The organism is Chryseobacterium candidae (genome assembly GCF_004916905.1).
In the GTDB taxonomy this organism is placed as follows: domain Bacteria; phylum Bacteroidota; class Bacteroidia; order Flavobacteriales; family Weeksellaceae; genus Chryseobacterium; species Chryseobacterium candidae.
This window is the reverse complement of record NZ_SDLV01000016.1, coordinates 40,818-66,400: the sequence shown is the minus strand read 5'-3', so window position 1 is coordinate 66,400 and position 25,583 is coordinate 40,818. Positions and strand designations below refer to the sequence as shown.

Genomic DNA, 25,583 nt, shown 5'->3' with positions numbered 1-25,583 from the left:
AATTTTAGGTAAAATAAAAACAGAATGCTTTCGCATTCTGTTTTGTTATTTAAGATAAGTCTCATAAAGATCTTTTCTGCGGTCTTTCATCACCTGAACAGAACCGTTGTGATGGAGATCTTTCAGGAGATTCAGATCTACATCCACAATCAATGTCATTTCTGTATTGGGAGTCGCTTCTCCTTTTACAGCATTGGATGGGAAGGCAAAGTCGGAAGGGGTAAATACGGCTGCCTGTCCGAACTGAATGTCCATATTATTGACCTTAGGAAGGTTTCCTACACATCCGGCAATGGCTACGTAGCATTCATTTTCAATGGCTCTTGCTGCAGCACAGTGGCGTACTCTCATATAAGCATTCTGAGTGTCTGTCAGATAAGGAACAAACAGTACTTTCATGCCCTGGTCGGCTAAAATCCTCGGTAATTCCGGAAATTCTACGTCGTAGCAGATCACGAGACCTATTTTTCCGCAGTCGGTATCAAATACTTTAATTTCATTTCCTCCTTTCATTCCATAATATCTCTTTTCATTCGGAGTAATGTGAATTTTCCGGTATTCGTCTATACGCCCGTCACGGTGCAAAAGATAACTGACATTATACAAATCATTATTATCAAAAACAGGCATACTTCCGGAAATAATATTCACGTTATAGCTTATGGCCAGTTCTGAAATTTTCTTTTTAATCTGTTCCGTAAGCTTAGCCAATTCTATCATACTGTCTCTTTCAGAAAGATTGTTGAAAGGAGCTAATAAAGGTGTATTGAAAAGTTCCGGAAACAGGACAAAATCGGATTTATAATCTCCCATTACATTCACAAAAAATTCCACCTGTTCATAAAAGGCTTCAATATCTCTGAAGTGCCTCATCTGCCATTGCACCAATCCGAGACGGATAATGCTGTCCTGCATGGTATTCGGTTTTCTGCTGTAATAGATGTTGTTCCATTGTAAAAGAACTGCATTTTCTCTGGATGCTTCATCTTCCGGAAGGTATTTTTTCAGGATTCTTATCGGAAGAAAATTATTGGAAAGCTGGAAAGACAATACCGGATCATAAATCTCTTTATCTCTTACTTTCCGGATATATTCTCTTGGAGAAAATTCATGGCTGTATTTGTGATAATTCGGGATTCTGCCGCCCAGAACAATGGATTTCAGATTTAAGTGTTCACAAAGTTCTTTTCGGGCATCATAAAGCCTTCTTCCCAAGCGCAACTCCCGAAACTCAGGATCTACGAAAACTTCAATTCCATAAAGAACATTTCCCGTGGAAGTATGGGTATTAAATGTATAATTTCCCGTAATATCGCTGTAGGTATGTTCATCCCCGAATTCTTCATAATTGACGATGATAGAAAGTGCTACAGCAGCCAATTTTCCATCGACAGTAATACATATCTGCCCATTAGGGAACATTTTTGTAAGCTTATCAATACTTTTTTTGGACCAAATGGACTCCGACATTTGCGGGTAGGCCCTTTTCATCGTTTCCGCCAGTTCATCATAATCCTGAAGCGTCAGGTTTCTTGTTTCTATTTGCATTTGATGTAATTTTACTTAAATTTAGGGAAAATATTTTACTTATATCCTTATACAAAGTACTTCCCAAACTATTTATACAAAATTTAACAGTGGATATCACCGCAACTTTGCAAACAGCAGTTTATTCAAATAATTACTGGAAACATTCTGACTTCAGGTCTGTCATGGAGACACTTATACCTCATTATAGTATTGATATAGAAATGGATACAGAAAAAAAAGTACTATTCTGTGCCTTGAAAATAAAACCATCGGATATATCTGTTTGAATTAATCCTCTGATTTTTATCGAAAGTCAATATGCTTTACAAGTAAAAAATATTCTTCATTCATTTCATGATATAGAATACATTAGTGTTGATACTCTCTCTAATCCATATCTATCTGTAAATCCTGACATTTACAATGTTTATTTTGAATTTATGGAAAATTTGAATGCTTTTTCTGCTGAAGATTTTTATTTTACAATGTCAATTAAAAATGATTCTCGTCCGATTAAAATTAAAGCGTAATTAACAGGTCGCTCCTCCGGAGCTTTATTTTTATGGGAACTTCTTTTTTTCTACTAACAGCAGATCCCGACGGGATCAAATCCAGCTCCACTGGGAGCTAAACTGTTAATAGGACATATTTGTTTTAAAATTATGGCTCCGGAGGAGCGGCCTGTTAATTCATGCTGTAAATATTGATATTCTCAATGTATTTATAACTTTTTATCGGAGAGTAATGATTATATTAAATTTTTATTAGCTGATGAAACCATACGCAGTAACTTTACTCATCAGTATCACCATTATTTTTATTTTAAGAATTTTTTATTCAGACTCAATGATCAATCTTTCACATAATTTAAACTTGTTTTCAGCATCTGAAATAAAACCTCAGGAAGTAAAAAGTTTCATTTACTTTTACTTAATGATTACAATGTTAATAAATTACGTTATTTTCCATAAGCATATACTCTTTAAACTGGTATATTGCTTGTTAATTGTTATCAATATTATTGTAATCGTTTTTTCATTAAAACAGTTTTAACAAAAAAATCCCACCCAAAAACGGGCAGGATTATATCTAAATTCAAGTCAGAAATTATTCCCACTCAATCGTTGCAGGCGGTTTGCTTGAAATATCGTACGCTACTCTGTTGATTCCTCTTACTTCGTTGATGATTCTGCTTGAAACAGTATCTAAGAACTCGTAAGGAAGTCTGCTCCATGTTGCTGTCATAAAGTCGATGGTGTTGGCAGAACGAACTACCGCTGTATATTCGTAAGTTCTTTCGTCACCCATTACTCCTACAGATTTTACAGGAAGAAGGACTACGAAAGCCTGAGATACTTTTTCGTAAAGGTCATTTTTGTATAATTCTTCAATGAAGATATCATCAGCTTCCTGAAGGATTCTTACTTTTTCAGCATCTACCGCTCCCAATACTCTGATTCCTAATCCAGGACCTGGGAAAGGGTGTCTGTATACCAAATGGTGAGGAATTCCCAATTCTTCTCCTACTCTTCTTACTTCATCCTTGAAAAGCTCTCTTAATGGCTCTAATAATTCAAATTCCATATCTTCAGGAAGTCCTCCAACGTTGTGGTGAGACTTGATTACTGCAGATGGTCCGTTGACAGACTGGCTTTCGATAACATCAGGATAAATAGTCCCCTGAGCTAAGAATTTAGCACCTTCAATTTTGTGAGATTCTTCGTCAAAAACATGGATGAATTCGTTTCCGATGATTTTTCTCTTCGCTTCAGGATCGTCTACTCCGGCTAATTTTGTTAGGAATCTTTCTTTGGCATCTACCATTTTAATGTTCATATGGAAATGCTCTCCATACTGATCCATTACTTTTTTGCCTTCATCCTTTCTCAATAATCCCGTATCTACGAAGATACAAGTTAACTGATCACCGATTGCTTTGTGGATCAAAACAGCGGCTACAGAAGAGTCTACCCCTCCTGAAAGACCAAGGATTACTTTATTGTCTCCTACTTTCTCACGGATTTCCTCAACTGTTTTTTCAATATAGTTGGTCAGTTTCCAGTTTTTCTCTGCATTACAGATGCTGAAAACGAAATTTTCAAGCATTTTCCCTCCTTCTTCTGTATGAGAAACTTCCGGGTGGAACTGAACGCAGAAGATTTTTTTGTCTTCATTGGAGATAGAAGCGATTACGCCTGATTTTGCATTTAATTCAAAACCAGCAGGCAATTCTCCTACTTCGTCAAAGTGGCTCATCCAAACTACAGAGTTCTGAGTAACTCCTTTTAATAAAGAGCTTTCTTTAACGATCTCAAGGTTGGCTTTACCGTATTCTCCTTTTTCTCCTTTGTTTACTTTTCCTCCTAAAAGGTGAGCCGTCATCTGCATTCCGTAGCAGATTCCCAAGACAGGAACTCCCTGCTCGTATAATTCTTTTTCAACCAGGTGGGCATTTTCTGCATTTACAGAACTTGGTCCACCGGAAAGGATGATTCCTTTTGGCTGTTTAGCTAAAATATCTTGTAATGGTGTATTGTAAGGCAAGATTTCAGAGTATACACCCATCTCACGGATTCTTCTTCCGATAAGCTGGTTGTACTGGGATCCGAAATCTAAAATAATAATACCGTTGTTCATTTTTGATAATTGATAAATGATGATTAATTATAAGCTTTAAGCAATAGGCTTCAGGCTATAAGCTTTTTATACTGCAATAAGCATACTGCCTGTAGCTTAAAGCTTATTGCTTATTTAACTGTTTTACAAAAAAAGACTTGGAATGTATCCAAATCTTTTTTCGTGATTTTTATTAAAACTTTCCGATGTCTTCTCTGTAGAAGCCGTAATCGAAATGTACGTGACCTGCGTCTTCGTAAACTTTTTTGCGGGCATCTTCGTAAGTAGCTCCTGTAGCCACAATGTTCAGTACTCTACCTCCATTGGAAACTACTTTATCTCCTTTGCTGATTGCTCCTGCGTATAACAGTTTACTGTGTTTCAGTTTATCTTCACCCGTAATTTCGAAACCTATTTCGATGTTTCTCGGATAACCTCCGGAACACATTACCAAACAAACTGCTTTTTCGTCTTTAAACTTAAGCTCGATGTCTTTTCCTTCCATACAATCCTGGATCACATCAAGAAGATTGTTTTCCATTAATGCCATCAATACCTGAGTTTCAGGATCTCCGAATCTCATGTTGTATTCAAGAAGGTAAGCTCCGTTTTTCGTTACCATCAATCCAAAGAAGATGATTCCTTTAAATCCGAAACCTTCAGCTTTAAGACCTTTAACAGTAGGTTCTAAGATATTTTTCTCAAAATCTGCATAGTGCTCCTGAGTAAATTCCGGGCTTGGTGCTACGGAACCCATACCTCCCGTATTAGGTCCTGTATCTCCGTTTCCAGCTTTTTTATAATCTTTAGCCGCTACACAAGGGAATAATTTTTCCCCGTTAGAGAAAGCAATGATAGACGCTTCAAAACCTTGTAAATATTCTTCAATAACTAAACGAATACCAGCATCACCATAGATTCTTCTGATCATGAAATCGTGGATTGTAGCTTCAGCTTCTTCAAGGTTGTCACAGATAACCACCCCTTTTCCGCCTGCTAAACCGCTAGCTTTGATTACCAAAGGATATTGCTGTGTCTGCACATACTCTTTAGCGTCATTGTATGAATCAAATACGACCGCTTTAGCTGTTTTGATATCATAGGTCTGCATAAATTTCTTAGAGAAAGCTTTACTTCCTTCCAGGCTCGCTACTTTTTGATTAGGCCCGAAAACTTTAAGATCATGCTTTTTAAACTCATCCTTGATACCCGCTACAAGAGGAGCTTCAGGACCTACGATCGTAAGATCAATTTTTTCTTTAATCGCGAAATCTCTAAGTTCTTTGATTTCTGATAAATGAACATTTTTCCCTATTACATCGGTAGTAGCATTCCCGTTGGCAAAAAACATTTTAGAAATTCTTGAGTCATTCTGAAGCTTTGCCGCTAAAGCAGATTCTCTACCGCCTTCACCTATGATTAATATTCTCATACTTTATATTATTATCTAGTCTTATTTTACAAATATATAATTTTGAATGCTAAAAATACAATCCCTAATTATTTTTTAATTCTATTTTAATTAGTGGAAAAAGTGTCTGACACCTGTAAACATCATTGGAATATTGTGCTCGTTTGCCGCCTCAATACTATCCTGATCTTTTACACTTCCACCCGGCTGAATGATTGCCTTGATACCTTCCTGAGCGCAGAAATCTACCACATCACGGAAAGGGAAAAATGCATCTGAAGCCAGAACTAAATCTCCTGAGAATTTCTCTTTTGCTCTTTCGATAGCCTGCTGAGTTGCCCAGATTCTGTTGACCTGTCCGCCTCCGATACCGAATGCCTGAATTCCGTTGGAAACTACAATTGCGTTAGACTTCACATATTTTACGACTCTCTGAGAGAAAAGTAATGCTTTTTTCTGTTCTTCTGTAGGCTGTACTTCAGTTACCACTTTGATATCATCTGAAAAGTGAAGGTCATTATCCTGGACAAGGATTCCTCCGTCTACTTTCACCCAAGTCTGTTTGTCTGAAACCGGGTTTACGATTTTGATGATTCTCAGGTTTTTCTTTTTTCTTAAAACGTCAAGGGCTTCTTCATCAAATTCAGGAGCCATTACAATTTCAAGGAAAGTTTTGTTGAGTTCTTCCGCTGTTGCTGCATCAATCTTATAGTTCATTGCAACAATTCCGCCAAAGATGGAAACCGGATCACATTCGAATGTTTTCTGGTAGGTTTCCAATGCTGAAGTACCAATGGCAACTCCGCAAGGGGTAGAGTGTTTTACCGCACAACAGGCCATTTCTTCTTTGAACTCAGTGACTACTTTCCAGCAAAGGTCCATATCACGAAGATTGTTGAAAGAAAGTTCTTTACCTCCAAGCTGTTCGAAATCTTTCATCGCTCCGTTCTCGAAAGTAGAAACGTAGTAAGCTGCTGTCTGGTGAGGGTTTTCTCCGTATCTTAGATCCGCTACTTTTTTATAGGAAGCATTCAGATAAGCAGGATATTCTTCATCTAAAAGCATTCTTGAAATTGCTGCATCATACGCAGAGGTAAGATTGAACACTTTTCCTGCCAGCTTTTTACGGGTTTCGATGTATGTATCTCCGTTTTGTTCCATTTCAATTTTCACTGCTGCATAATCTTCCACATCAGTGATAACTGTAACAGAATCAAAGTTTTTAGCTGCAGAACGAAGCATTGAAGGGCCGCCGATGTCAATAAACTCTACTTTCTCATGTAAAGAAATATCCTTGTTTACATTTTCAAAGAAAGGGTAAAGGTTTACAATCACCATGTCAATCAGACCAATTCCGTGTTCCTGAACGGTTTTCATGTGCTCTTCGTTGGTACGGACAGCCAGCAGTCCACCATGAACTTTCGGGTGTAGAGTTTTCACTCTTCCATCCAACATTTCAGGGAAATTGGTTACCTCATCAATCTGAATAGGATTTAAACCAGCGTCTTTCAAATGTTTGAACGTTCCTCCTGTTGAGATTAACTCATAATTCTGAGCTTCCAAAAACTGTGCGAATTCAATTAATCCACTTTTGTCAGAAACACTGATTAAAACTCTCTTTTTACTCATTTTACTTTCAATTTTTTACTTTTTACAGCTATTTCAAACTGTGTCCGGGTCTTTCACCTCCGAACTTACTTTTATTTTACTTAGATTTCTTTTATTAGTGTAACAATGTATCAATTTAGCAATGTAACAATACCTTCAACATTGGTAAATTGGTACACTGATACATTGTTATATTTATTCATTTCCCAGAACCTTATTGATGGCTAGCGGGAAAATTTCATATTCAATCTGGTGAACTTTCTGAGCCAGCGTTTCAGGAGTATCTTCAGTGGTTACTTCAAAAGACTTCTGAAGAATAGCTTCTCCTTCATCAATGCCCGGTGTCACAAAATGTACAGTCGCCCCACTCTCTGTTTCTTTGGCTTCAATGACTGCATTGTGAACGTTCATTCCCCACATTCCTTTTCCTCCGAATTTCGGAAGCAAAGCCGGGTGAATATTGATTATTTTACCATTCCAGTTTTCACAGAATTCAGATTTTAAGATGGATAAAAATCCTGCCAATACAATAAGATCTGTATTTTCAGGGATTACTTTAGCCAATTCACTGCTGAAATTCTTTCCTCTCGGAATCAATATGTTTTCTATATTGTGATTCTTTGCTCTTTCCAGTCCGAAACATTCTCTGTCAGCCACTACCAAAGATACTTTTGCATTCTGGATTTCTCCAGCGTCAATAGTATCAATGATTCTCTGCAGATTGGTTCCTGAACCGGATACGAGTACAACGATGTTCTTCATATTAATAATGTAACAATGTATCAGTCTATCAATGTAACAATGATTTAATTGGTACACCGGTACATTGTTATATTGTTATATTATTATAGTGATAAATTGATTTTCTCTGCTCCTTCAGTGATTACTCCGATTTCGTAAGCGTCATCCAAAAGGTGCAATACTTTTTCAGCATGTTCAGCATCTACAACGATTACCATTCCTACACCCATATTGAATGTTCCGTGCATTTCTTCACGTTTTACTCCACCTCTTTTTTCAAGCTCAAGCATCACACTAGGAATTCTGATTTTTGATTCGTCAATAGAAGCGCAAAGTCCTTCAGGAATAATTCTTGGAACGTTTTCATAAAGACCTCCTCCTGTAATGTGAGCAATCCCTTCTACTTTCACTTCTTCCAATACTTTGTGGATGTCTTTATAATATAGTCTTGTAGGAACTAAAAGTGTTTCGTATAACGGTTTTCCTTCAAACTCTTCTTCAAAGTCCGGGAATACTTTTCTTACTAAAGAGAATCCGTTTGAGTGGAATCCTGAGCTTGGTAATGCAATAATTTTGTTTCCTGCCTTGATCTTAGAACCATCAATGATCTGATCTTTTTCTACGATTCCTACACAGAATCCGGCAACATCATAATCTCCAGGCTGGTACATTCCAGGCATTTCAGCAGTTTCACCACCAATCAGCGCACAGTTGTTATCCTTACAAGCGGCAACCATTCCTAAAACGATTTCTGCAGCAATTTCTGAATCCAGCTTTCCACAAGCCAGATAATCTAAAAAGAATAACGGTTTTGCTCCGTGACAAAGAATATCGTTGGCACACATTGCGAAACAATCTACCCCAATAGAATCATATTTTTTAGTATCTAAAGCTACTTTCAGCTTTGTTCCTACTCCATCTGTTCCTGATACAAGAACCGGATTTTTGTATCCCCCGATTTCATAGAACGCCCCAAAACTTCCCAAATGATTCAGTACATTGGAATTGTGGGTTTCACCAACCGCTTTTTTGATCTTGTCGACGGTTTTATATCCTTCTTCTTTGTCTACTCCTGCTGATTTGTAAGTGTTGCTCATGTCTAATAATTTAATAATGTAACAATATATCAGTTTAGCAATGTAACAATAGCTTCACTTTGGAAACCGGAGAATTGGTAAATTGGTACATTAGTATATTGGTACATTTTATTTTAATAATTACTTTTATACTCGATTTTAGAAAACAAAAAAGCCGACAATCTTTTCAGATTATCGGCCGTTATTTTATCTCAGAATTTCAGAGTCCACAACTTTCCCTTTATGAGAAAAACATTGTTTATAGGAGGTCTGAATTTTCATCTCTTTTCTTTTTGCAAAAATAGTAATTTTAAACGAATATTCAAATTCTATTTTTCAAGGATTGTTTCAATGGCTGCAATCTTCTTAATTTTTTCTTTTAACTCGCTGTCTTTCTCTTCATTAGAAATTTTCTGAGCTGCTTTATCAAAGTTATCATTAAAGAAAGGAAGAGAAAAAGTCTCTACCACATTTCCTCCATGGAAAGGAAAACGCTTTGACGCTGCCTCCAAAACTCCTGCTCCGCCTCTACCTCCGGGAGATGTAGACATCAATAGCATAGGTACTTCGTTCCAGACAGTTCTGTCTTTGATTCTGGATACCCAATCGAACACATTTTTGAATGCTGTAGAATACGTTCCGTTGTGCTCTCCCAAAGAAACCAGTAATACATCAGCACCGTCAATTTTTGCTGCGAAATCATGAGCTTCCTGTGGAACACCACCTGCTAATTCTCTTTCGTGTTTATAGATTGGCATTTCAAAAGGATTTAAATCAATTACTTCTACTTCTGCATTTTCAAATAATGTTGATGCATAGGCTACCAACTGTTTGTTTATTGAAACTTCTGAATTACTTCCTGCTATGGCTAAAATTTTCATATATGAGGCTTATTTTTAAGGTTACAAATTTAGTTTTTTATTTAAGATAAGACGGCAGCTCCATTGGGACTTCCATTAATAATATTTCGGTGTCTTCCACGGCTTCGATATTAAAACTCTGGGTATCCCAGATTCCTAATCCGTCTCTTTCGTTCAGAATACGGTCTCCTATTTTGGCACTTCCTTTTAAAACGAATGCATAAACCCCGTTTCCTTTTTTGTTGAGCATATAATTTTTACCATTTCCTTTTGTAAAATTTGCTAAGTTGAACCATGCATCCTGATGAATCCAAACTCCGTCATCATTTTTATTGGGAGATAAGATCTGCTGGAAGCCGTTGATCTTTTCACCTTCTTTAATGCTTTTCTGATCGTATCGAGGTTCAACATCCAATTCTCTTGGGAAAACCCAGATCTGAAGGAATTTTACTTCTTCATCTTTATTTTTATTGTATTCGCTGTGCTGTACACCGGTTCCCGCACTCATCACCTGGATTTCTCCTTTTCTGATCACCGCTGTAGTTCCCATTGAATCTTTATGCTCCAGATCTCCTTCCAAAGGGATTGAAATAATTTCCATATCCCTGTGCGGGTGTGTTCCGAAGCCCATTCCCTGAGAAACGGTGTCATCGTTCAATACTCTTAAAACACCAAAGTTCGTTCTGTCTCTGTTTTGATAGTTGGCAAAACTGAATGTATGGTAAGAATTTAACCATCCGTGGTTGGCATGGCCTCTTGAATCTGCTTTATGATATACTGTTTTCATTTCTGTGATTATTTATATTACAAATGTACGGTATGCGGATGTTTAAAAAGTTGATGTAGGTTAAGAAAGGAAATTTGGAGAAATTAAAAAGGTTGAGAGAGCTCAGAAAGTGAGGATCATTTTATAGGTTGGATTACGCAAAGACGCGATTTTTTTATTTTCAATATGTTTTTAAGGCACAAAGATTTTATGTGGGATAAAATTTTATATGGGATATTTTTTCTTCCAATGATTAAACAAGTGCAAGCATACGTGTTATCTGTAAAAATCTGTGGGAGATTATTGCAATCTTGGATCAAAAAAAATAATAAGTATACGAAGGATAGATTTTAAGTTTTGGCTAAAGCCAATTGATGAATGTTTAAAAGAAAAGCGGGCTAAAGCCCGCTCCTATTGATACTTGTTTAAACCAGTTAACTTATTCCTAATACTCAAGATTAATGATTAACGAAGGTTTTCTTAGTGATAACCCTTCGACAGGCTCAGGGTGACAACCCGAATACCAACCTAAATTTTAAGCGATGTCAGGCAGGGACTATCGAAACTATTATGACTAAAACGAATAGGTCAGTACAACTATTTATTTTTTAAAAGTGTACCTGCTTGATTTCTTCTTCGATTTCTTTTGGAGTTTCATCTTCAGATTTTACAAAAATCATGGTTACTACAGCTCCAATCAGCATGCAGACACCTCCTACAACCACATAATCCATCGCCTGCTTTCCGAAAATCCCGCTTACGATGGGACCTCCGAACAAACCATTGATGATCTGTGGAATCACAATAAAGAAATTGAATATTCCCATATAAACACCCATTTTTCTTTGTGGAATCACCTCAATAAGCATTGCATAAGGCATTGCTAAAATACTTGCCCAGGCAAAACCTAATCCGATCATGGAGATCCATAAATTATTGACATCTTTAATGAAATACATTGAAACCAATCCCAAACCTCCACACAATAAGGCTAAAGCATGGGTTTGTTTTTTACCGATCAGTTTAGCAATAGGTGTCAGCAGAAAAGCAAACGGAATTGCCCAGAGATTGTACATTCCGAAAAGCTTTCCGGTAAGGTCTCCGGCATCATTGAATGCCTTGGAATGGGTATCTTCCGGGGAAAGTCCAAAATGATGGGTGGCCAGAGCACTGGTTGTGAAAACCCACATGGTAAACAATGCAAACCATGAGAAAAACTGAACAATTCCCAGCTTTTTCATCTGCAAAGGTATTGCTGCAAAGTCTTTAAAAATATCTGAAAACTTGGATTTGTGTTGATCCGCTTCTTTTCCATCTTCAAAATCAGCAAATTCCTGTGGAGAATATTCTCTGGTTGTCATGATGGTATACAGAATTGATATAATAAGCAATCCTGCCCCGATATAAAAAGAATAAATAACATTATCGGCGACAAATCCTGCTGGTGCTTCGTTTGAAATTCCCAGTTTTGTTAACCAGTCAGGCAAATATGAACCCAGTACTGCCCCGATTCCAATCAGAATGGTTTGTACCGAGAACCCTATTGTCCCCTGATGTTTAGGGAGCATATCTCCCACCAAAGCTCTGAAAGGCTCCATGGCGATATTGACCGAAGCATCCATCATGGCGAGGAATATTACGGCTAACAAAAGTGCATTGGCAGCAAACATTTGAGTAACAGAAGCTGCATTAGGAAGTAAAACCAACCCTATTGCACACAAGACTGCTCCAATCAGGAAATAAGGCTTTCTTCTACCCAACGGACTCCATGTATTATCCCCCATATGACCGATAATAGGCTGAACGATCAAGCCTGTAATGGGAGCCACCAACCAGAACCAGGACAGCTCGTGAACGTCTGCTCCTAAATTCCCCAGAATACGGCTGGCATTTCCGTTTTGTAATCCGAACGCCATCTGAATTCCCAGGAATCCCATGCTCATATTAATAATCTGGAGCATGGATAAGTCCGGTTTTTTTCTTTTTCCTACTGCTCCTGTATCATATTTCCCCATCATTATTGCCATTATGATTTCAGTTTTTTAATTAATGCATCTTCAATAGGTGCTTTTTCTGTAACTACTTTATCTACCACTTCATTGGGAACAGTCATGGAAAGAACATACTGTTTTACTTTCCAGCTTCCGTTGATTTTTTCCACTACCCCCGAACCTCTGCAAATTTTCATCTGGGTATCCAGTAATTCATCAAACCAGGCCAGTTTTCCGTCTTTACTGAAATAAATATTTCTTTTAAGGGCTTTAAAATTCCAGGTTTTCTTTTTATCGAAATAAGGTTTTGCCCATACCATAAATGCTTTTTTATCCCAGATTTCAGTAGCATCTGTTCCAATAAAGGTAGATTCCTCTGCAAACAGATTAAAATAGGCAATGTAATCGGCCTTTGCTGCCATAGCATTGAAGGTATCAAGCATGGTAGTGATTTCCGATTTTTCTTTTTCAAATCCGGTCTTCGATTGTGCTGTAAGTAAAGAAAAACCCATTAAAAAAAGGATTAATGTATAAGCAGTCGTTAGTTTATTCATAGGGTATTATTATTTTTCTAGTTCAATGATCAGTGGAGTTTTGGCAGGAATATTCATGCTTTTTTGTAATGAAATTTCTTTGTCTGAAATAATCTCTTTTCCTTTTGTAAATCCGTTAAGTGATTCTGCAAACCGTTTCAAATCTAACGTCTGATCTTTTTCATTATTGTTGACCACCACCATTACACTTTCTTTTTCATTATATCTGAAATATACAAAGACCCCATCCTGAGGAACGAAATTTTTAGTCTTTCCATTATGAATCACCTCTTTGCCTTTTCTCCAGTTCAGTAGTTTTTGGGTAAACCGGAAAAATTCTTTCTGCTCCGGGGTCTGAGAGGAGGGATTAAAAGCGTTTTGTGTATCAGATTTCCAGCCTCCCGGAAAGTCTCTGCGGATATCTGCATCGCCTCCCGTCTTTTTATCACCTCTCATTCCTATTTCTGATCCGTAATAAATCTGTGGAATTCCTCTTACTGTGGAAATCAGAGTAAGTCCTATTTTGTAAGCTTCCGGATTGGCGTTAAAGATTTCATTCCATCTTTCGGTATCATGATTTTCAAAGAAAACAAGCAGGTTATTGATATCCGGATACAGGAAATCGCTGGTAAAAGAGTCATAAATTCTAATCATCCCTTTATCCCAGCTTTCTTTTTCACTAAGGGCTTTAGGCATATTTTCAAAGAGCATAAAATCCATTACCGACGGTAAATTTGAATTATAATTTTCTATCGCCCCTATTTTCGAATTTTTCTGCCACGCTGCAATTTGTGCTGCTGTATACAGCCATGTTTCTCCTACGATATTGAATTTCGGATATTCATCCGTAATTGCTTTAGCCCATTTTGCCATGGCTTCTTTATCATTATATGGATAAGTATCTACGCGGAATCCTCCCAGCTCAGCATATTCGATCCACCAGATTGCATTTTGGGTCAGATATTTAAGAACCAATGGATTTTTCTGGTTAATATCAGGCATGGTGGTATCAAACCAACCATCCAGTGCATATTTTTTATCTATATCAGAAGCATTGGTATCAAACTGTGTTGTCGTTTTGTAGTTGGACCTTTTAAATCCTTTTTCTCCTTCATCAAACCAGTGGATCCAGTCTTTGGAAGGCAGATCTTTAATCATCCAGTGTGACCCGCCCCAATGGTTGGTTACATAATCCATCACGAGCTTCATATTTCGTTTATTCAGCTCCCGGGATAATGTTTTATAATCTTCATTGGTTCCATAGCGGCCGTCTATTTTATAGAGATCAGTCTGGGCATAGCCGTGATAGGAATATACTTTTTCGTTGTCTTCATTCACAGGAGTAAGCCAGACAGCGGTAGCTCCCAGATTCTGGATATAATCAAGGTTGTTGATAATTCCCCGAAGATCTCCGCCATGTCTGCCATTGGGAAGGGTGCGATCTGCTTTTTCGGTAAGTTCCGGTCTTGAATCGTTCTTTTCATCACCATTGGCAAATCGGTCCGGCATGATCAGATACATAAAGTCTTTTGAAGTAAAAGACTCACGATTGGCAGATCCGGGATTTCTTTGTTTTAACTCATAGGTATATGAACCAAGATTCTTTTTATCTTTTTTAATATTGATAATAAACTTCGGAATGTTTATTTCCCGGGTATCCACCGTAACAAAAACATAGTTAGGATTATCCACTTTCCGGATGTCTTTGATCTGTATCCCATCTGAAAGCGTAATCTCGTGATTGGCTACATCTTTTCCATAAACAAGGATCTGAAGTTCAGGATTTTTCATTCCCTTCCACCAGAAAGCCGGCTCTACTCTTTCCAGATTTTTCTGGGAAGAAGCAAAGGAAGCTATCGAAAGGGCGAATGCTGCATATATTGTCTTCATATTAGTGTTCAATTTAGCATTAAATTTTTATATATGCATCCAAAAACACAACAGAAAGTGTATTTTTTTTACAATGAATACTTAAATTTTTCATAAAAAATTCATGCATAAAATTAATTTCCCATGCTTTTTATGTTTAGTTTTATAGAAAAAATGTTGGATTTCAGCAATATGTTCAAAACTGAAGGACCGGATGTTGTTTACACCTGGACAATCCCGGTGTTTGCTGCTATAATTTTCCTGGAAATGGCCTACAGCCACTTTAATAAAGAGAAAATATATGAAACTAAAGATGTAGCAACAAACGTTCTTTTCGCCCTGCTTAATTATGGATTGGATATCATTATGAAAGGTTTTTCCTTATTCGTGATGATGTTTTTCTACCAGCACCGTCTTTTTGACTGGCAGGAAGGCATATGGTATTGGATTGCGGTATTTCTGGCTCAGGACTTTGCGTATTATGTTCATCATTATGTAGATCATCATTCCAGGGTTTTCTGGGCGGTACATATTACACACCATAATTCTGATTATTTCAATATCAGCACAGGATTCAGAAGCCCTGTTTTTCAACCATTGTACAGATATCTGTTTTTCTCTCCATTAGCTTTCATGGGCTTTCATCCGTGGCATATTCTGGTAGCTTATTCTTCTATACAGATTTATGGCACTTTTGTTCATACCCAATCGATTAAAAGTATGGGATTTTTGGAATATATCCTGGTTACGCCTTCCCACCACAGGGTACATCATGCGTGTAACATCAAATATCTGGATCGTAATATGGGAATGGGACTTATTATCTGGGACAAAATTTTTGGAACTTTTGAAAAAGAAGACCCTGAAGTTCCTGTGAAATATGGTGTATATCCAAAAATAAAATCCAAAGATCCTGCTACGATGCTTTTCTATGAATGGAGAAGAATCGGAAAAGATATCAGACAGCCGGGAATTTCTTTTAAGGACCGGATAAAATATCTTTTTTATTCGCCGGGATGGAGGCATGACGGCTCTGGGAAAACGGTAAAGCAGTATCAGAAGGAATATAAAGAAAAGGTAAAAAACATTCCCAATTAAAGAATAAACAGTCTACAGGGCATGAACCTGTAGACTGTTTGGTTATAGTGGATTAAAAATATCAGACTAAAAAATTTATTTACTTTCTATGTAAGTTACATTAACCAATTGATTAGGCTTCATATAAACGACATTTTTTTGAAAATCTAAAAATACGTTGAATCTCTTTAGTATTTCATTCCCTAAAATATTCATCCTGGTACCCGTTACTGGTCTGCTTTGAGATAATAGCTGTACAGGAATATTTTTTAGTTTTGTTTTTCCTAATGATAAAGACTGAAGATTGGAGGTCATCACCGGAATTTCATTACCCTGAGCCCCTTTCATGATTACTTTTTTAATGACCGTCATTTTATCGGCAGGAAAACCCTGTTCATTCAATAAAGGGCCGTCCAGCATGGCCGTTCTTTGATATCCTGTATCAAACAGGTACCAATCTTTGTTTTTAACCTTATCCTGCGTGATGCCTACCTGCACCAGAAAGACGTTATTAAAATATTTTATCGGAACCGAAGAATATTGAGATTTCACATCAGATGGAAGCTGAGAATGTACCACCATTAAACCTTTGTCATAATTTAACTCTACAATCATCCCATCAAACAGATCCCAGCCGAACCTACCATCTGTACCATGGCCTGTAAGCTGTGCAGGATAAATGGTAAATCCCTGATATTCTCTATTTCCAATCTGCAGAATATTGGTCCCTGATTTTAATGAACTTTTGATTTTATTCTTAAGTGTTTCCTGGGTAAGGACAAGATCACTTGTACCGGTATCAAAGTTGAGCAAAAGAGTATCTGTTTTATTGAGTACTGCTTTTACGAATATGGTATTCTGCTCATTGATATGAAGCTTCATCGTATCTTTAAAAGACCTGTTACTGAAGTCTTTTGGCGGCAGAGATTCTATTCTTGTCAAAGCGGAATCTTTATCTTTTAGAAGAATGATAATATCTTTTTTTTCTCCTTTTTTGAGGTCTACGGCAAGAGAATCTATATCTGTTTTTATGATAACCCTTTTATTGGAAGTGGCTATTTTGGATACTGTATAGACATCCGGTTTAATTTTAGGATCTATATTCCAATCTGTTTTTAAGCCATTGTCTTTTTCATAAATAACGGCTTTAGTTCCATTTGCTTTCAGAACAGGTAACTTAGTCTGAGCCCATGAAAAGGACGTTAAAAATGAGACCATACATAATGATAAAAAAAACTTCATACCTCAATACTATTTAAATTAAATACAAAATTTTCCTAAATAGGTCATTACCACATCTATGGCAGTATTTCCTATTGTAGTGCCGTCATGAAAACAATTATCTGTGGGAGCAATGTAAAACTGATAAGGTTCTTGCTTTACTTTAATAACAGGATAGTCAGGATAATGCTCCAGAAAATAATCAGTAATGTTTTCATTGGTGATCTCTGCATCCTTAAGTTCTTCTTTTTCTTTAAGCATTTTATATGCCTGCTTCATGGTAAGATTAACAAACAAAAAATAGCGGGCCTGTTCTCCTAAATTAATGGTAAATCTATTTCCATACCGGTAGCAGGTGTGTAAAGTCATATCTTTGGAACTGTCTTTATGAACACCAATAAAATGAATATCCTTAAAGGTAAAATTTTCAGGCAGTTTTCTCTTGTTCAAAGAAACCACTTCACTATTGGGATAGTTGGTTGCAATACTCATAAAGCGGTAAGGAGCCAATGAAATTTCGTCCAACACCCCATTGAGATGGGTATTTAATTCATGAACCAACTCTTTATTATCCATAAATTTCTGAAATGCATCACTATCCGAAGTGGCTGAATGAAGATTCAGTTTATGGAACATATCTTTTAATTCTTCCGGTATTTCTCCTATAAAAACGGAGTTATAATCTTTCTTATTAACGTGATCTCCTTTCAATGTATAAAGCTCAAGCTCAGAAAGCTTTCTCCAGTCTCTTTTTGCCAGATGGGCATTGGGCTCATATTGTGCTTTGAACTTAATGTTTTTAAATGCAATTTCTACAGGCTCCTGCTTTGAATGATGAACAAGTCCGGAATTGATTTCCAGGACCTCTTCTAGATGCTCACCGTATATTTTAATTCCTGATTTTAGTTTCATAATCATTAGTAATTATTAAATTCTCCCACAAATACCATGGTTATATCAAACTTTTTGTTTCCCAGTGTACTTCCGTCATGAATGAAATTATCTGTTGGTGCAATATAATACTGATACGGTTTTATTTCTATCCGGATAATCGGGTAATCAGGATATAATGAAAAAAACAATTCCACAATATTATCTGAGGTAATAGTAACATCCTGATAATGTTTCTTAACAGCAATATAAATTTGTTTCAATGTTAAATTTACAAAATACAGATATCTGGATTCTTCACTGATATTGATAGATATCCTATTGTCTGATTTATAAGCAGTATTGGGGGTAAATTTTGTACTCTGATCTATATGTAAACCTGTATACTTTATATGCTCTCTGTTATGGAGATGAAAAGTAGTGGTATGCATATCCGGAAGACATCTTGTAATGCGGTGAAAATTATATCTTTGGGTATCAGATTTCTGATTTAGAAACTGATTTAAAACTTTATTAAGTTGTAGTGTGAGTTTTTCATCTTCCTGAAATTTAGGCTGAACCTCAAAAAGTGTCTTGCACTCTTCCAGCTTTACGGCTTTAAACAGCGTCTTTAATTCATTGGGAATTTCACCCAATCCCAAGGTATTGAACATTTTATTCCCTTTCTCTGAATAAGAAAGAATTTTATATTCAGATTCGGTAAGATCCCGCCATTCATCATCTGGTAGATAAGCATTATCAAAATACCCGATTCCTGTATTGACAACTTTTTCAGCCACTACTCCTCTATTAATTCTAAGCTGATTTTTCCAATTAAAACAAGAATCCCCAGCTAAGTACATTCCTTTCTTCAGATTCATGTTAAACGATAATGCATTAATTTTTCTTTAACTTCGGATTCAATCATAATTTCCCCGTTGTCAAATTCCAGCTCATGTACTATATCATCATAAGAAACTTTCGACAGCTCCATTTCCTCTCGTGTTTCCTGCGGAATATCATCTATAATATCATTCTGAATGTAGGTAATAAGTTTAATCATATCGTGACAATAAATAGTGGGGTTATCAAAACCTCTTTCGTTAGAATAACGGTTTCCTAAAAATCCACTCCCGCAAAAATCATAAACAGAACAGTTAAGGCATTTCTGTGATACCATTGCGTGCGCATTCATATACACATCAAAAAGCCTGTCATTGAAAACATCCCCGATAGCATGGGTATGAATATTAATATCGTTTCTGGTAATTCCTTCATAACAAGCCCTTATAAAGTCTGCTACTTCCAAATTACCATTGGTTTCCAGTACAGCAACACCATTAATATTTTTACCTAAAATCTGATCTCCCTCATCCTCGCCCACAATAAGATCAATAAGGGTTTTAAAAAATCTTACACTCACCCTTTCCGGGTCGTTCTTCCAGATCTTAAACAGCTCTATAAGCCAGTCTGCATAGGGGGTATAATTTTTTGTATTAACCCATTCCTTTTCCATTCCGTCAGGAAGCTGATCAAAGTGGCCATCCGGCAGAAGAATATTAAGGCCTTTTACCTGAAGACTCTTCACTTCATCATAAAGTTCCTGAGGAGGAATTTTAATGTTTATGACAGACAGAACTCCGTTAAGCCCATAATTCTGCCCCAGCATAACTGCTTTTTTCACCTCATCATAAGAGCCTTTTCCGTTATGAAAAACACGGTATTTGTCATGATATTCTCTGGGGCCGTCTATACTTATTCCCACTCTGATATCCAACTCATTAAAGAGTTGATACCACTCATCATCCAATCCAACCCCATTGGTCTGGATTACAAAGTCAAAGTAATGACCGGGAAGTATTTCTTTGAAAATTTTAACAGATTCACGATAAAAATCTTTGGATATCAAAAGAGGTTCTCCTCCGTGAAAAACAATCTGTATATTATTCAAATTATTTTCCAGGCTATATTGATTAAGTTTGGTGGCGAAAGCTTTTATGGTATCAATTGACATGAATTTAGGCTGTTTTAAATAAGTTTTATCACCCAAATTATACATGTAACAATATGAACAGTTAAGATTGCATCTACTTGCAACCTTTAATACAAAAGATGTAATCATATCTTATCAGATAAAAAAATAGTTCTCCGCTATAGCGGAGAACTGCAAATTTTGATTTAGCGATTATAGCTTAGTGGTAGCCAATAAAAATTGATCAGCTCTGTTATAAGCTGCCGAAGCTCCAGATATAGCTGTTACAGTACAGTTATTTGGCACTCCTACAACTGTATTTTTCCCACCGAAAATAGATTTGTATAAATCTACATTTTCAGAAGACTGCATCGCTTTTTTAAGAATGTTCTTTTGCTCTAAGTTACTGGTAATTTTCAGTTTCTTTTTCATGATAAATAGTTTTGGTTAGTAAATTATAATAATTCTCCAAATATAGAAATTTTATCAAATGAAAAATAACTTTTTACGAAATAATTACTTTTTTTTAATTGTTATTGCAAAACCACCACTTCTTGCCATCTTAAATTTAATTTTTGATTTAGTTGTAATCTCTTTCTTATAGATATTATAGCTTTGAGGATTATCAATATAATCAGCATCTTTTCCATCTTCATAGATTGTTGCTTCATATTTTGTTCCTTTATCCAGGAATGAGAAGTCTACAGTATATTCACGTTTATTCTCATCTGTAATACCTCCTACAAACCAGTTATCAGTACCTTTTGCTTTCCTTGCTGTCACCACATAATCACCAGGTTCTGCGGACAAAATCCTGGTATCATCCCAATCTGCTGCTACATCTTTGATGAACTGGAATGCATCCATATGTTTTTTGTAGTTTTCAGGAAGGTCTGCAGCCATCTGAAGCGGCATATACATGGTTACATAAAGAGCCAGCTGTTTTACCAGCGTAGTTTTTACAAAACGTGTATCTCCAGGGAAATAATAATCAAGTTTTGTCTGGAAAATTCCTGGTGTGTAGTCCATAGAACCTCCCATCCATCTTGTAAACGGAAGAACGGTCTGGTGATCCGGCTTATTTCCTCCGAACGCTTCATATTCTGTTCCACGTGCTGCTTCTGCGGAGATATAGTTCGGATAGGTACGGCTTTCTCCTGTAGGACGTACAGATTCGTGAGAATTCACCATGATTTTATAGTCATTTGCTTTTTCCGCAATTCTATAATAATGATTAATAGTCCATTGAGAATAGTGATGTTCTCCTCTAGGAATGATATCTCCTACATATCCTGTTTTCACAGCATCATAGCCATATTTATTCATTGTCTGGAAGGCTTTATCCGCCCATCTTTCATAGTTCGTGGCAGAACCTGAAGTTTCATGGTGCATGATTAGTTTAATTCCTTTCGAATGAGCATATTCATTCAGCATTTTGATGTCAAAATCCGGATAAGGGGTAATGAAATCGAAAACAAATTCTTTTGAGTGTCCGAACCAGTCTTCCCAACCGATATTCCAACCCTCGATCAATAATCCCTGGAATCCGTTTTCTGCAGCAAAGTCAATATATTCTTTAACCTTTGTATTGTTGGCTGCATGTTTTCCGTTGGGAGTCAGCTTTGTAAAATCTGTTTTCCCTAAGTGAACATTTTCTGCAGTAGAATACGCCCACTGTGATTTTCCAATAATCATTTCCCACCAGACTCCCATGTATTTTGTAGGGTGGATGTAAGAAGTATCAGTGTACTTTGTAGGCTCATTAAGATTGAAGATCGTTTTAGAATCCATTACCTGTTCTGCTTTCGGAGCTACAATAATGGTTCTCCAAGGCGTTACCGATGGAGTCTGGATATACCCTTTCGCTCCTTGTCTGTCTGCAGTTAAATGTGTTTTAAACTTAAAATTCTGTGCATCTACTTCAAGATGTGAAGCCGGATAATCCAACACTGCTGCTTCTGCAACGTTGATGTACAAAGGTTCTTTTCCTTCTTTTTTAAGCATCAACGGAGACTGAACTGCATTTTTCACCAATGACTGGGAAGCGTTCGCATCGTATGCCTTATCCCATTTTGAGGGAATCTCGGATACTTTCGTTTCCTGATACTGATATTCCTGAGAATCATAATCTGCAACAATCCACCACGCTTTCATATCGGTAGGGAAATCAATTTCAGAATCTTCTTCTCTGATCACAAAATAATTAAGATTTTTTTGCTGTGGGAATTCATATCTGAATCCCAGTCCATCATTGAATAATCTGAACTTTACCACAATACTTCTGTCTGTAGAAGCCTGATTCAGGGTAACTGCCAGCTCGTTGTAATGGTTGATATAATTTTTCTTTTCTCCTAAAACCGGCTGCCAGGTTTCATTTTTGGAGTCTCTTTTTTCATCTGTCTTTGCAAAACCGTTGTTCAGATCGTATTTTGCATCTTCCGGTTTGGCTATTTCAGAAGCAAATTTTATGGCTGTGTCTTTAAATAATCTCAAACCCAATTTAGAATCTTCCACCACTACTGTACCGTTATACTTAAGGTTGTAGTAAGGCACTCCTTCTTTCAACTGGAAATTCATTTCAAATTTCCCGTCCGGAGATTTTAAAGATTGGGCTTTCACACCTGTAAACATCATTGAGAGCAAAAGCGCTCCAACTGTAATTTTCTTCATAATGACTATTTAATTAACTTAAAAAATAAAGTGCTGCGGTAAAACAGCACTTTGCTTTATTTTAGTTTGATTTTTATTTATATTAAAATATTGGAATTGCCGAATATTCCGCAGTTATATCATTGAAATATACGTCATACTTAAAGGTTTCACTTACCGGAATATTTCCTCCTCCGAGCTCAGCTACACCAAAGAACTCCTGAGCTTTTCCCCAGTTTGTTCCCCAATCATGATTTGCTCTGAATTTGAATTCACCTGAATTTAGAGTAACATTTTTCTTAACCCAAATGTGAGAATCAAAAGTTGACTTCTGTAAATCCAAATCTGTATTCCAATCTCCTGATGCAGTTCCAATCATTGAAATCGTATTATAGGTAACCGTTGGAGATCCAATTGAAGTAAAAGTATATGTTAAAGTATTGATATCAACTGTCAATTCATAATATCCTGCAGCAGACACAGAAATATTTCCTGAAGAACCGCTTGTACTTAATGTACCTGCAGTGCCCATTCCATATTGAGTATTCCAGGATCCTGGAGTTTTAATCATTTTAAAACCGCCTTGTGCAAAGTATCCGGTATAAGAATAAACACCTGCTGCAGCTGTTTTTTGTAGCGGAAGAAACTTCGTATTGGTACTGGTATTATCCCATCCTGCCGATGTAGCATCCCCAATCAGATATAGATCATTATAATTGTAAGTAGGTCCTAAAAGATACGGTGTTACTGTTAAAGTATTCACATCAGAATAGAAAGGTGCAGCACCCACCAAAGTTCTTAACCTAACTTCAATCTCAGCAACTACATTGGTAGCAGCTCCTAAACCTAATGCTATATTATTAAGCTGTTTATTTGTAAAGGTCAGAGGTGAAGCTGTCACTTCCATAGTAGAGGCATCCTTGAAATTTTTCCCTTTGATTGCAAATTGAAGCTGTTGTGTATAAACTACAGGTATGTTAAAGGTTGATTTATTCCAAGTGATATTTAGAGCAACCTTGTCAGGATTAGCCTTATCTAAAACAAGAATTGTCTTATCTGGTGTAATCTTACTTTTTACAGTTTCTGTAATAACTGCCTGGTCCTCATCTTTTTCACATGAAATAACAAAAATTCCAATAAATGCTATTGCTAAAATTTTAAAAAAGTTTTTCATTTTCAGATTGTGTTTAAAAGTTAATATCCAGGGTTTTGAACCAAATTAGGATTAGCTACTATATCATTTGCCGGTATAGGGAAAAGATTTCTATAATCATCTACACCTTTACCTTCCTTTACACCTCCTTTCCAAGGCCACAGATATGAAGCTGAAGTAAACTTACCATAACGAATCAGGTCGGTTCTTCTCGTTGCTTCCCATGACATTTCTCTAGATCTTTCGTCTAAGAAAAAATCGGTATTAACTGAATCAACAGTAGTTCCTCCTGCTCTCGTTCTTAAGGCATTTACATATCCTAATGCAGTGGCTGCATCTCCACCTGATCCACCTCTTGAAACGGCTTCACCATACATAAGATAAATATCTGCTAAACGGTATAAAGGAATATCTGCGTCAACAAAATTACCTGATACATCTGATCCAGGGGCCCCATTAGAATACTTTATATTTTTATATTTAATAAATGCATAACCATCTGTAAATGTTGATATATTATTTATTTCTAAATTTTGACCATTTGTATAGAAATTTCCTCTTTTGTCACTTGGAGAACCAGCAAATAGATTAACAAAAGATTTTGTAGTTCTTATACCACCCCAACCTCCATTGATTCCGAATTGAGAAGCAGGCATCGAACCTCCAACTGCAGCGTGTACCATAAAAGTTGAGCCTCCGTAAGTTTTTGTACTTGTACCATCATAGTTTACAGATAAAATAACTTCAGGATTATTTACATTATTATCTGCCATAAATAATGATGGATAGCTTGACTTTAATGAATATCCTGCATTTATTACTTTATTACAGTATGTAATACAATCCGTATATCTTGCTGTGCCTGTATAAACTTGTGCATTTAAATATAGTCTTGCTAATAAAGACCAAGCAGCAGCTTTATCTGCTCTGCCATATTCATTACTTCTTGCATCTTTAAGCTCATTTGCACAAGCTAAAAGCTCAGACTCTATATATTTGAATAGTTCTGCCCTGGTAATTCTTGGAGGAGGTGTATTAATGATATCAGTAGTCTCAGTTACCATTGGTACATTTCCAAACAGATCCATTGCATGATAATACGATTGAGCTCTTAGAAAACGAGCTTCTGCACGCATATATTTCGCTTCTGTAAGATTACTTCCGGTGATTCCGTTTGTAGAAAGTTTTTCGTCAGTCGTATTTTTAATAAATTCATTACTTACAGCAATTACATTGAATATTCTATAGTATATCGCTGCAACAAAAGGATTGGAAGCATTCCAAGTCATATTATGCATATCTGGAAGACCTGCATCAGACCAAGCAATAACAGCTTCATCTGTTGTTAAAACCTGCATACTGTACATTTGACGAAGATAGTTTGAGAAACCACCGTCAATTCCACCTATATCCGTATTACCATCTGCATTATTTTGATCTCCCTGCCCCCCAATTGCTAGTCCTGCATAAATTTTAGCTAAAGCAGGTTTATAATTATTAAAATCTTTGTATAAAACAGTAGCTGTTAATCCTAAACTTGGTTCTCTCTCAAGATCTTGTGTACAAGAACCTGCAAAGAATAGAGTTCCTAGAGTAATAGACCCTATAATTATTTTTTTATATAAATATTTATTTTTCAT

At 36.5% G+C, this 25,583-nt stretch carries 20 protein-coding genes; 1 reads left to right on the top strand and 19 read right to left on the bottom strand.

Going from position 1 to position 25,583, the window contains the following annotated elements; all coding sequences use genetic code 11:
- Positions 1-45: 45 nt before the first annotated feature.
- The 11 genes from EK417_RS08725 to EK417_RS08675 all read right to left on the bottom strand — a co-directional run bounded on the left by EK417_RS08725 (position 46) and on the right by EK417_RS08675 (position 15,022).
- The gene (locus EK417_RS08725; RefSeq protein WP_076594263.1) at positions 46-1,548 is read right to left on the bottom strand and encodes a bifunctional GNAT family N-acetyltransferase/carbon-nitrogen hydrolase family protein; all 1,503 of its coding nucleotides are present in this window, start codon (positions 1,546-1,548) and stop codon (positions 46-48) included.
- 1,089 nt (positions 1,549-2,637) lie between these two features.
- Positions 2,638-4,167: a glutamine-hydrolyzing GMP synthase gene (guaA, locus tag EK417_RS08720; RefSeq protein ID WP_076594260.1), complete on the bottom strand. Its 1,530-nt coding sequence runs from the start codon at positions 4,165-4,167 to the stop codon at positions 2,638-2,640.
- Between the two features lie 172 nt (positions 4,168-4,339).
- Positions 4,340-5,578, bottom strand: a complete 1,239-nt coding sequence (purD, locus tag EK417_RS08715; protein WP_076594259.1) for a phosphoribosylamine--glycine ligase — start codon at positions 5,576-5,578, stop codon at positions 4,340-4,342.
- Between the two features lie 90 nt (positions 5,579-5,668).
- Positions 5,669-7,186: a bifunctional phosphoribosylaminoimidazolecarboxamide formyltransferase/IMP cyclohydrolase gene (gene purH, locus EK417_RS08710; protein ID WP_110367262.1), complete on the bottom strand. Its 1,518-nt coding sequence runs from the start codon at positions 7,184-7,186 to the stop codon at positions 5,669-5,671.
- Between the two features lie 174 nt (positions 7,187-7,360).
- Positions 7,361-7,927 (bottom strand): phosphoribosylglycinamide formyltransferase, encoded by a 567-nt coding sequence (gene purN / locus EK417_RS08705; RefSeq protein ID WP_136521929.1) that lies wholly within the window; start codon positions 7,925-7,927, stop codon positions 7,361-7,363.
- 83 nt (positions 7,928-8,010) lie between these two features.
- Positions 8,011-9,003, bottom strand: a complete 993-nt coding sequence (gene purM / locus EK417_RS08700) for a phosphoribosylformylglycinamidine cyclo-ligase (protein ID WP_110367264.1) — start codon at positions 9,001-9,003, stop codon at positions 8,011-8,013.
- A gap of 308 nt (positions 9,004-9,311) precedes the next feature.
- Positions 9,312-9,863, bottom strand: coding sequence for an NADPH-dependent FMN reductase (locus EK417_RS08695; protein WP_076594255.1), 552 nt, complete (start codon positions 9,861-9,863; stop codon positions 9,312-9,314).
- A 37-nt stretch (positions 9,864-9,900) separates the two neighbouring features.
- Positions 9,901-10,629 carry a pirin family protein gene (locus EK417_RS08690; protein ID WP_110367265.1) on the bottom strand — a complete coding sequence of 243 codons (729 nt, stop codon included), beginning with the start codon at positions 10,627-10,629 and terminating at the stop codon, positions 9,901-9,903.
- A 587-nt stretch (positions 10,630-11,216) separates the two neighbouring features.
- Positions 11,217-12,635, bottom strand: a complete 1,419-nt coding sequence (locus EK417_RS08685; protein ID WP_136521928.1) for an MFS transporter — start codon at positions 12,633-12,635, stop codon at positions 11,217-11,219.
- Complete coding sequence (locus EK417_RS08680; RefSeq protein ID WP_181416118.1) at positions 12,635-13,153, bottom strand: nuclear transport factor 2 family protein; 519 nt, start codon at positions 13,151-13,153, stop codon at positions 12,635-12,637. The genes EK417_RS08685 and EK417_RS08680 overlap by 1 nt, the downstream gene beginning before the upstream one ends.
- Positions 13,154-13,162: 9 nt before the next feature.
- On the bottom strand, positions 13,163-15,022 hold the full coding sequence (locus tag EK417_RS08675; RefSeq protein WP_136521927.1) for a glycoside hydrolase family 13 protein: 1,860 nt from the start codon (positions 15,020-15,022) through the stop codon (positions 13,163-13,165).
- A gap of 153 nt (positions 15,023-15,175) precedes the next feature.
- On the opposite strand from EK417_RS08675, the gene EK417_RS08670 reads away from it, so the two are divergent.
- Entirely contained in the window at positions 15,176-16,099 is a 924-nt protein-coding gene (locus EK417_RS08670; protein WP_110367269.1) for a sterol desaturase family protein, read from the top strand.
- A gap of 75 nt (positions 16,100-16,174) precedes the next feature.
- On the opposite strand, the gene EK417_RS08665 is transcribed toward EK417_RS08670, so the two are convergent.
- From EK417_RS08665 to EK417_RS08630, 8 genes are all read right to left on the bottom strand, one after another.
- Positions 16,175-17,320, bottom strand: coding sequence for a hypothetical protein (locus EK417_RS08665; RefSeq protein WP_136521926.1), 1,146 nt, complete (start codon positions 17,318-17,320; stop codon positions 16,175-16,177).
- An 18-nt stretch (positions 17,321-17,338) separates the two neighbouring features.
- Positions 17,339-18,211 carry a hypothetical protein gene (locus EK417_RS08660; protein WP_136521925.1) on the bottom strand — a complete coding sequence of 291 codons (873 nt, stop codon included), beginning with the start codon at positions 18,209-18,211 and terminating at the stop codon, positions 17,339-17,341.
- Between the two features lie 5 nt (positions 18,212-18,216).
- Complete coding sequence (locus EK417_RS08655) at positions 18,217-19,050, bottom strand: hypothetical protein (RefSeq protein WP_076594249.1); 834 nt, start codon at positions 19,048-19,050, stop codon at positions 18,217-18,219.
- Positions 19,047-20,291, bottom strand: coding sequence for a radical SAM protein (locus EK417_RS08650; protein ID WP_136521924.1), 1,245 nt, complete (start codon positions 20,289-20,291; stop codon positions 19,047-19,049). The genes EK417_RS08655 and EK417_RS08650 overlap by 4 nt, the downstream gene beginning before the upstream one ends.
- A gap of 63 nt (positions 20,292-20,354) precedes the next feature.
- Positions 20,355-20,573, bottom strand: coding sequence for a hypothetical protein (locus EK417_RS08645; RefSeq protein ID WP_136521923.1), 219 nt, complete (start codon positions 20,571-20,573; stop codon positions 20,355-20,357).
- 84 nt (positions 20,574-20,657) lie between these two features.
- Positions 20,658-22,811: a glycoside hydrolase family 97 protein gene (locus EK417_RS08640; protein ID WP_136521922.1), complete on the bottom strand. Its 2,154-nt coding sequence runs from the start codon at positions 22,809-22,811 to the stop codon at positions 20,658-20,660.
- Between the two features lie 82 nt (positions 22,812-22,893).
- A complete protein-coding gene (locus tag EK417_RS08635; protein ID WP_136521921.1) occupies positions 22,894-23,964 on the bottom strand; it encodes a SusE domain-containing protein in 1,071 nt (356 codons plus the stop codon).
- A gap of 20 nt (positions 23,965-23,984) precedes the next feature.
- Positions 23,985-25,583 (bottom strand): RagB/SusD family nutrient uptake outer membrane protein, encoded by a 1,599-nt coding sequence (locus EK417_RS08630; protein WP_136521920.1) that lies wholly within the window; start codon positions 25,581-25,583, stop codon positions 23,985-23,987.

Excerpts from the sequence above, each read along its gene's own strand:
- EK417_RS08725 (WP_076594263.1), bottom strand. The coding sequence starts at position 1,548 with ATGCAAATAGAAACAAGAAACCTGACGCTTCAGGATTATGATGAACTG.
- guaA (WP_076594260.1), bottom strand. The coding sequence starts at position 4,167 with ATGAACAACGGTATTATTATTTTAGATTTCGGATCCCAGTACAACCAG.
- purD (WP_076594259.1), bottom strand. The coding sequence starts at position 5,578 with ATGAGAATATTAATCATAGGTGAAGGCGGTAGAGAATCTGCTTTAGCG.
- purH (WP_110367262.1), bottom strand. The coding sequence starts at position 7,186 with ATGAGTAAAAAGAGAGTTTTAATCAGTGTTTCTGACAAAAGTGGATTA.
- purN (WP_136521929.1), bottom strand. The coding sequence starts at position 7,927 with ATGAAGAACATCGTTGTACTCGTATCCGGTTCAGGAACCAATCTGCAG.
- purM (WP_110367264.1), bottom strand. The coding sequence starts at position 9,003 with ATGAGCAACACTTACAAATCAGCAGGAGTAGACAAAGAAGAAGGATAT.
- EK417_RS08695 (WP_076594255.1), bottom strand. The coding sequence starts at position 9,863 with ATGAAAATTTTAGCCATAGCAGGAAGTAATTCAGAAGTTTCAATAAAC.
- EK417_RS08690 (WP_110367265.1), bottom strand. The coding sequence starts at position 10,629 with ATGAAAACAGTATATCATAAAGCAGATTCAAGAGGCCATGCCAACCAC.
- EK417_RS08685 (WP_136521928.1), bottom strand. The coding sequence starts at position 12,635 with ATGGCAATAATGATGGGGAAATATGATACAGGAGCAGTAGGAAAAAGA.
- EK417_RS08680 (WP_181416118.1), bottom strand. The coding sequence starts at position 13,153 with ATGAATAAACTAACGACTGCTTATACATTAATCCTTTTTTTAATGGGT.
- EK417_RS08675 (WP_136521927.1), bottom strand. The coding sequence starts at position 15,022 with ATGAAGACAATATATGCAGCATTCGCCCTTTCGATAGCTTCCTTTGCT.
- EK417_RS08670 (WP_110367269.1), top strand. The coding sequence starts at position 15,176 with ATGTTGGATTTCAGCAATATGTTCAAAACTGAAGGACCGGATGTTGTT.
- EK417_RS08665 (WP_136521926.1), bottom strand. The coding sequence starts at position 17,320 with ATGAAGTTTTTTTTATCATTATGTATGGTCTCATTTTTAACGTCCTTT.
- EK417_RS08660 (WP_136521925.1), bottom strand. The coding sequence starts at position 18,211 with ATGAAACTAAAATCAGGAATTAAAATATACGGTGAGCATCTAGAAGAG.
- EK417_RS08655 (WP_076594249.1), bottom strand. The coding sequence starts at position 19,050 with ATGAATCTGAAGAAAGGAATGTACTTAGCTGGGGATTCTTGTTTTAAT.
- EK417_RS08650 (WP_136521924.1), bottom strand. The coding sequence starts at position 20,291 with ATGATTACATCTTTTGTATTAAAGGTTGCAAGTAGATGCAATCTTAAC.
- EK417_RS08645 (WP_136521923.1), bottom strand. The coding sequence starts at position 20,573 with ATGAAAAAGAAACTGAAAATTACCAGTAACTTAGAGCAAAAGAACATT.
- EK417_RS08640 (WP_136521922.1), bottom strand. The coding sequence starts at position 22,811 with ATGAAGAAAATTACAGTTGGAGCGCTTTTGCTCTCAATGATGTTTACA.
- EK417_RS08635 (WP_136521921.1), bottom strand. The coding sequence starts at position 23,964 with ATGAAAAACTTTTTTAAAATTTTAGCAATAGCATTTATTGGAATTTTT.
- EK417_RS08630 (WP_136521920.1), bottom strand. The coding sequence starts at position 25,583 with ATGAAAAATAAATATTTATATAAAAAAATAATTATAGGGTCTATTACT.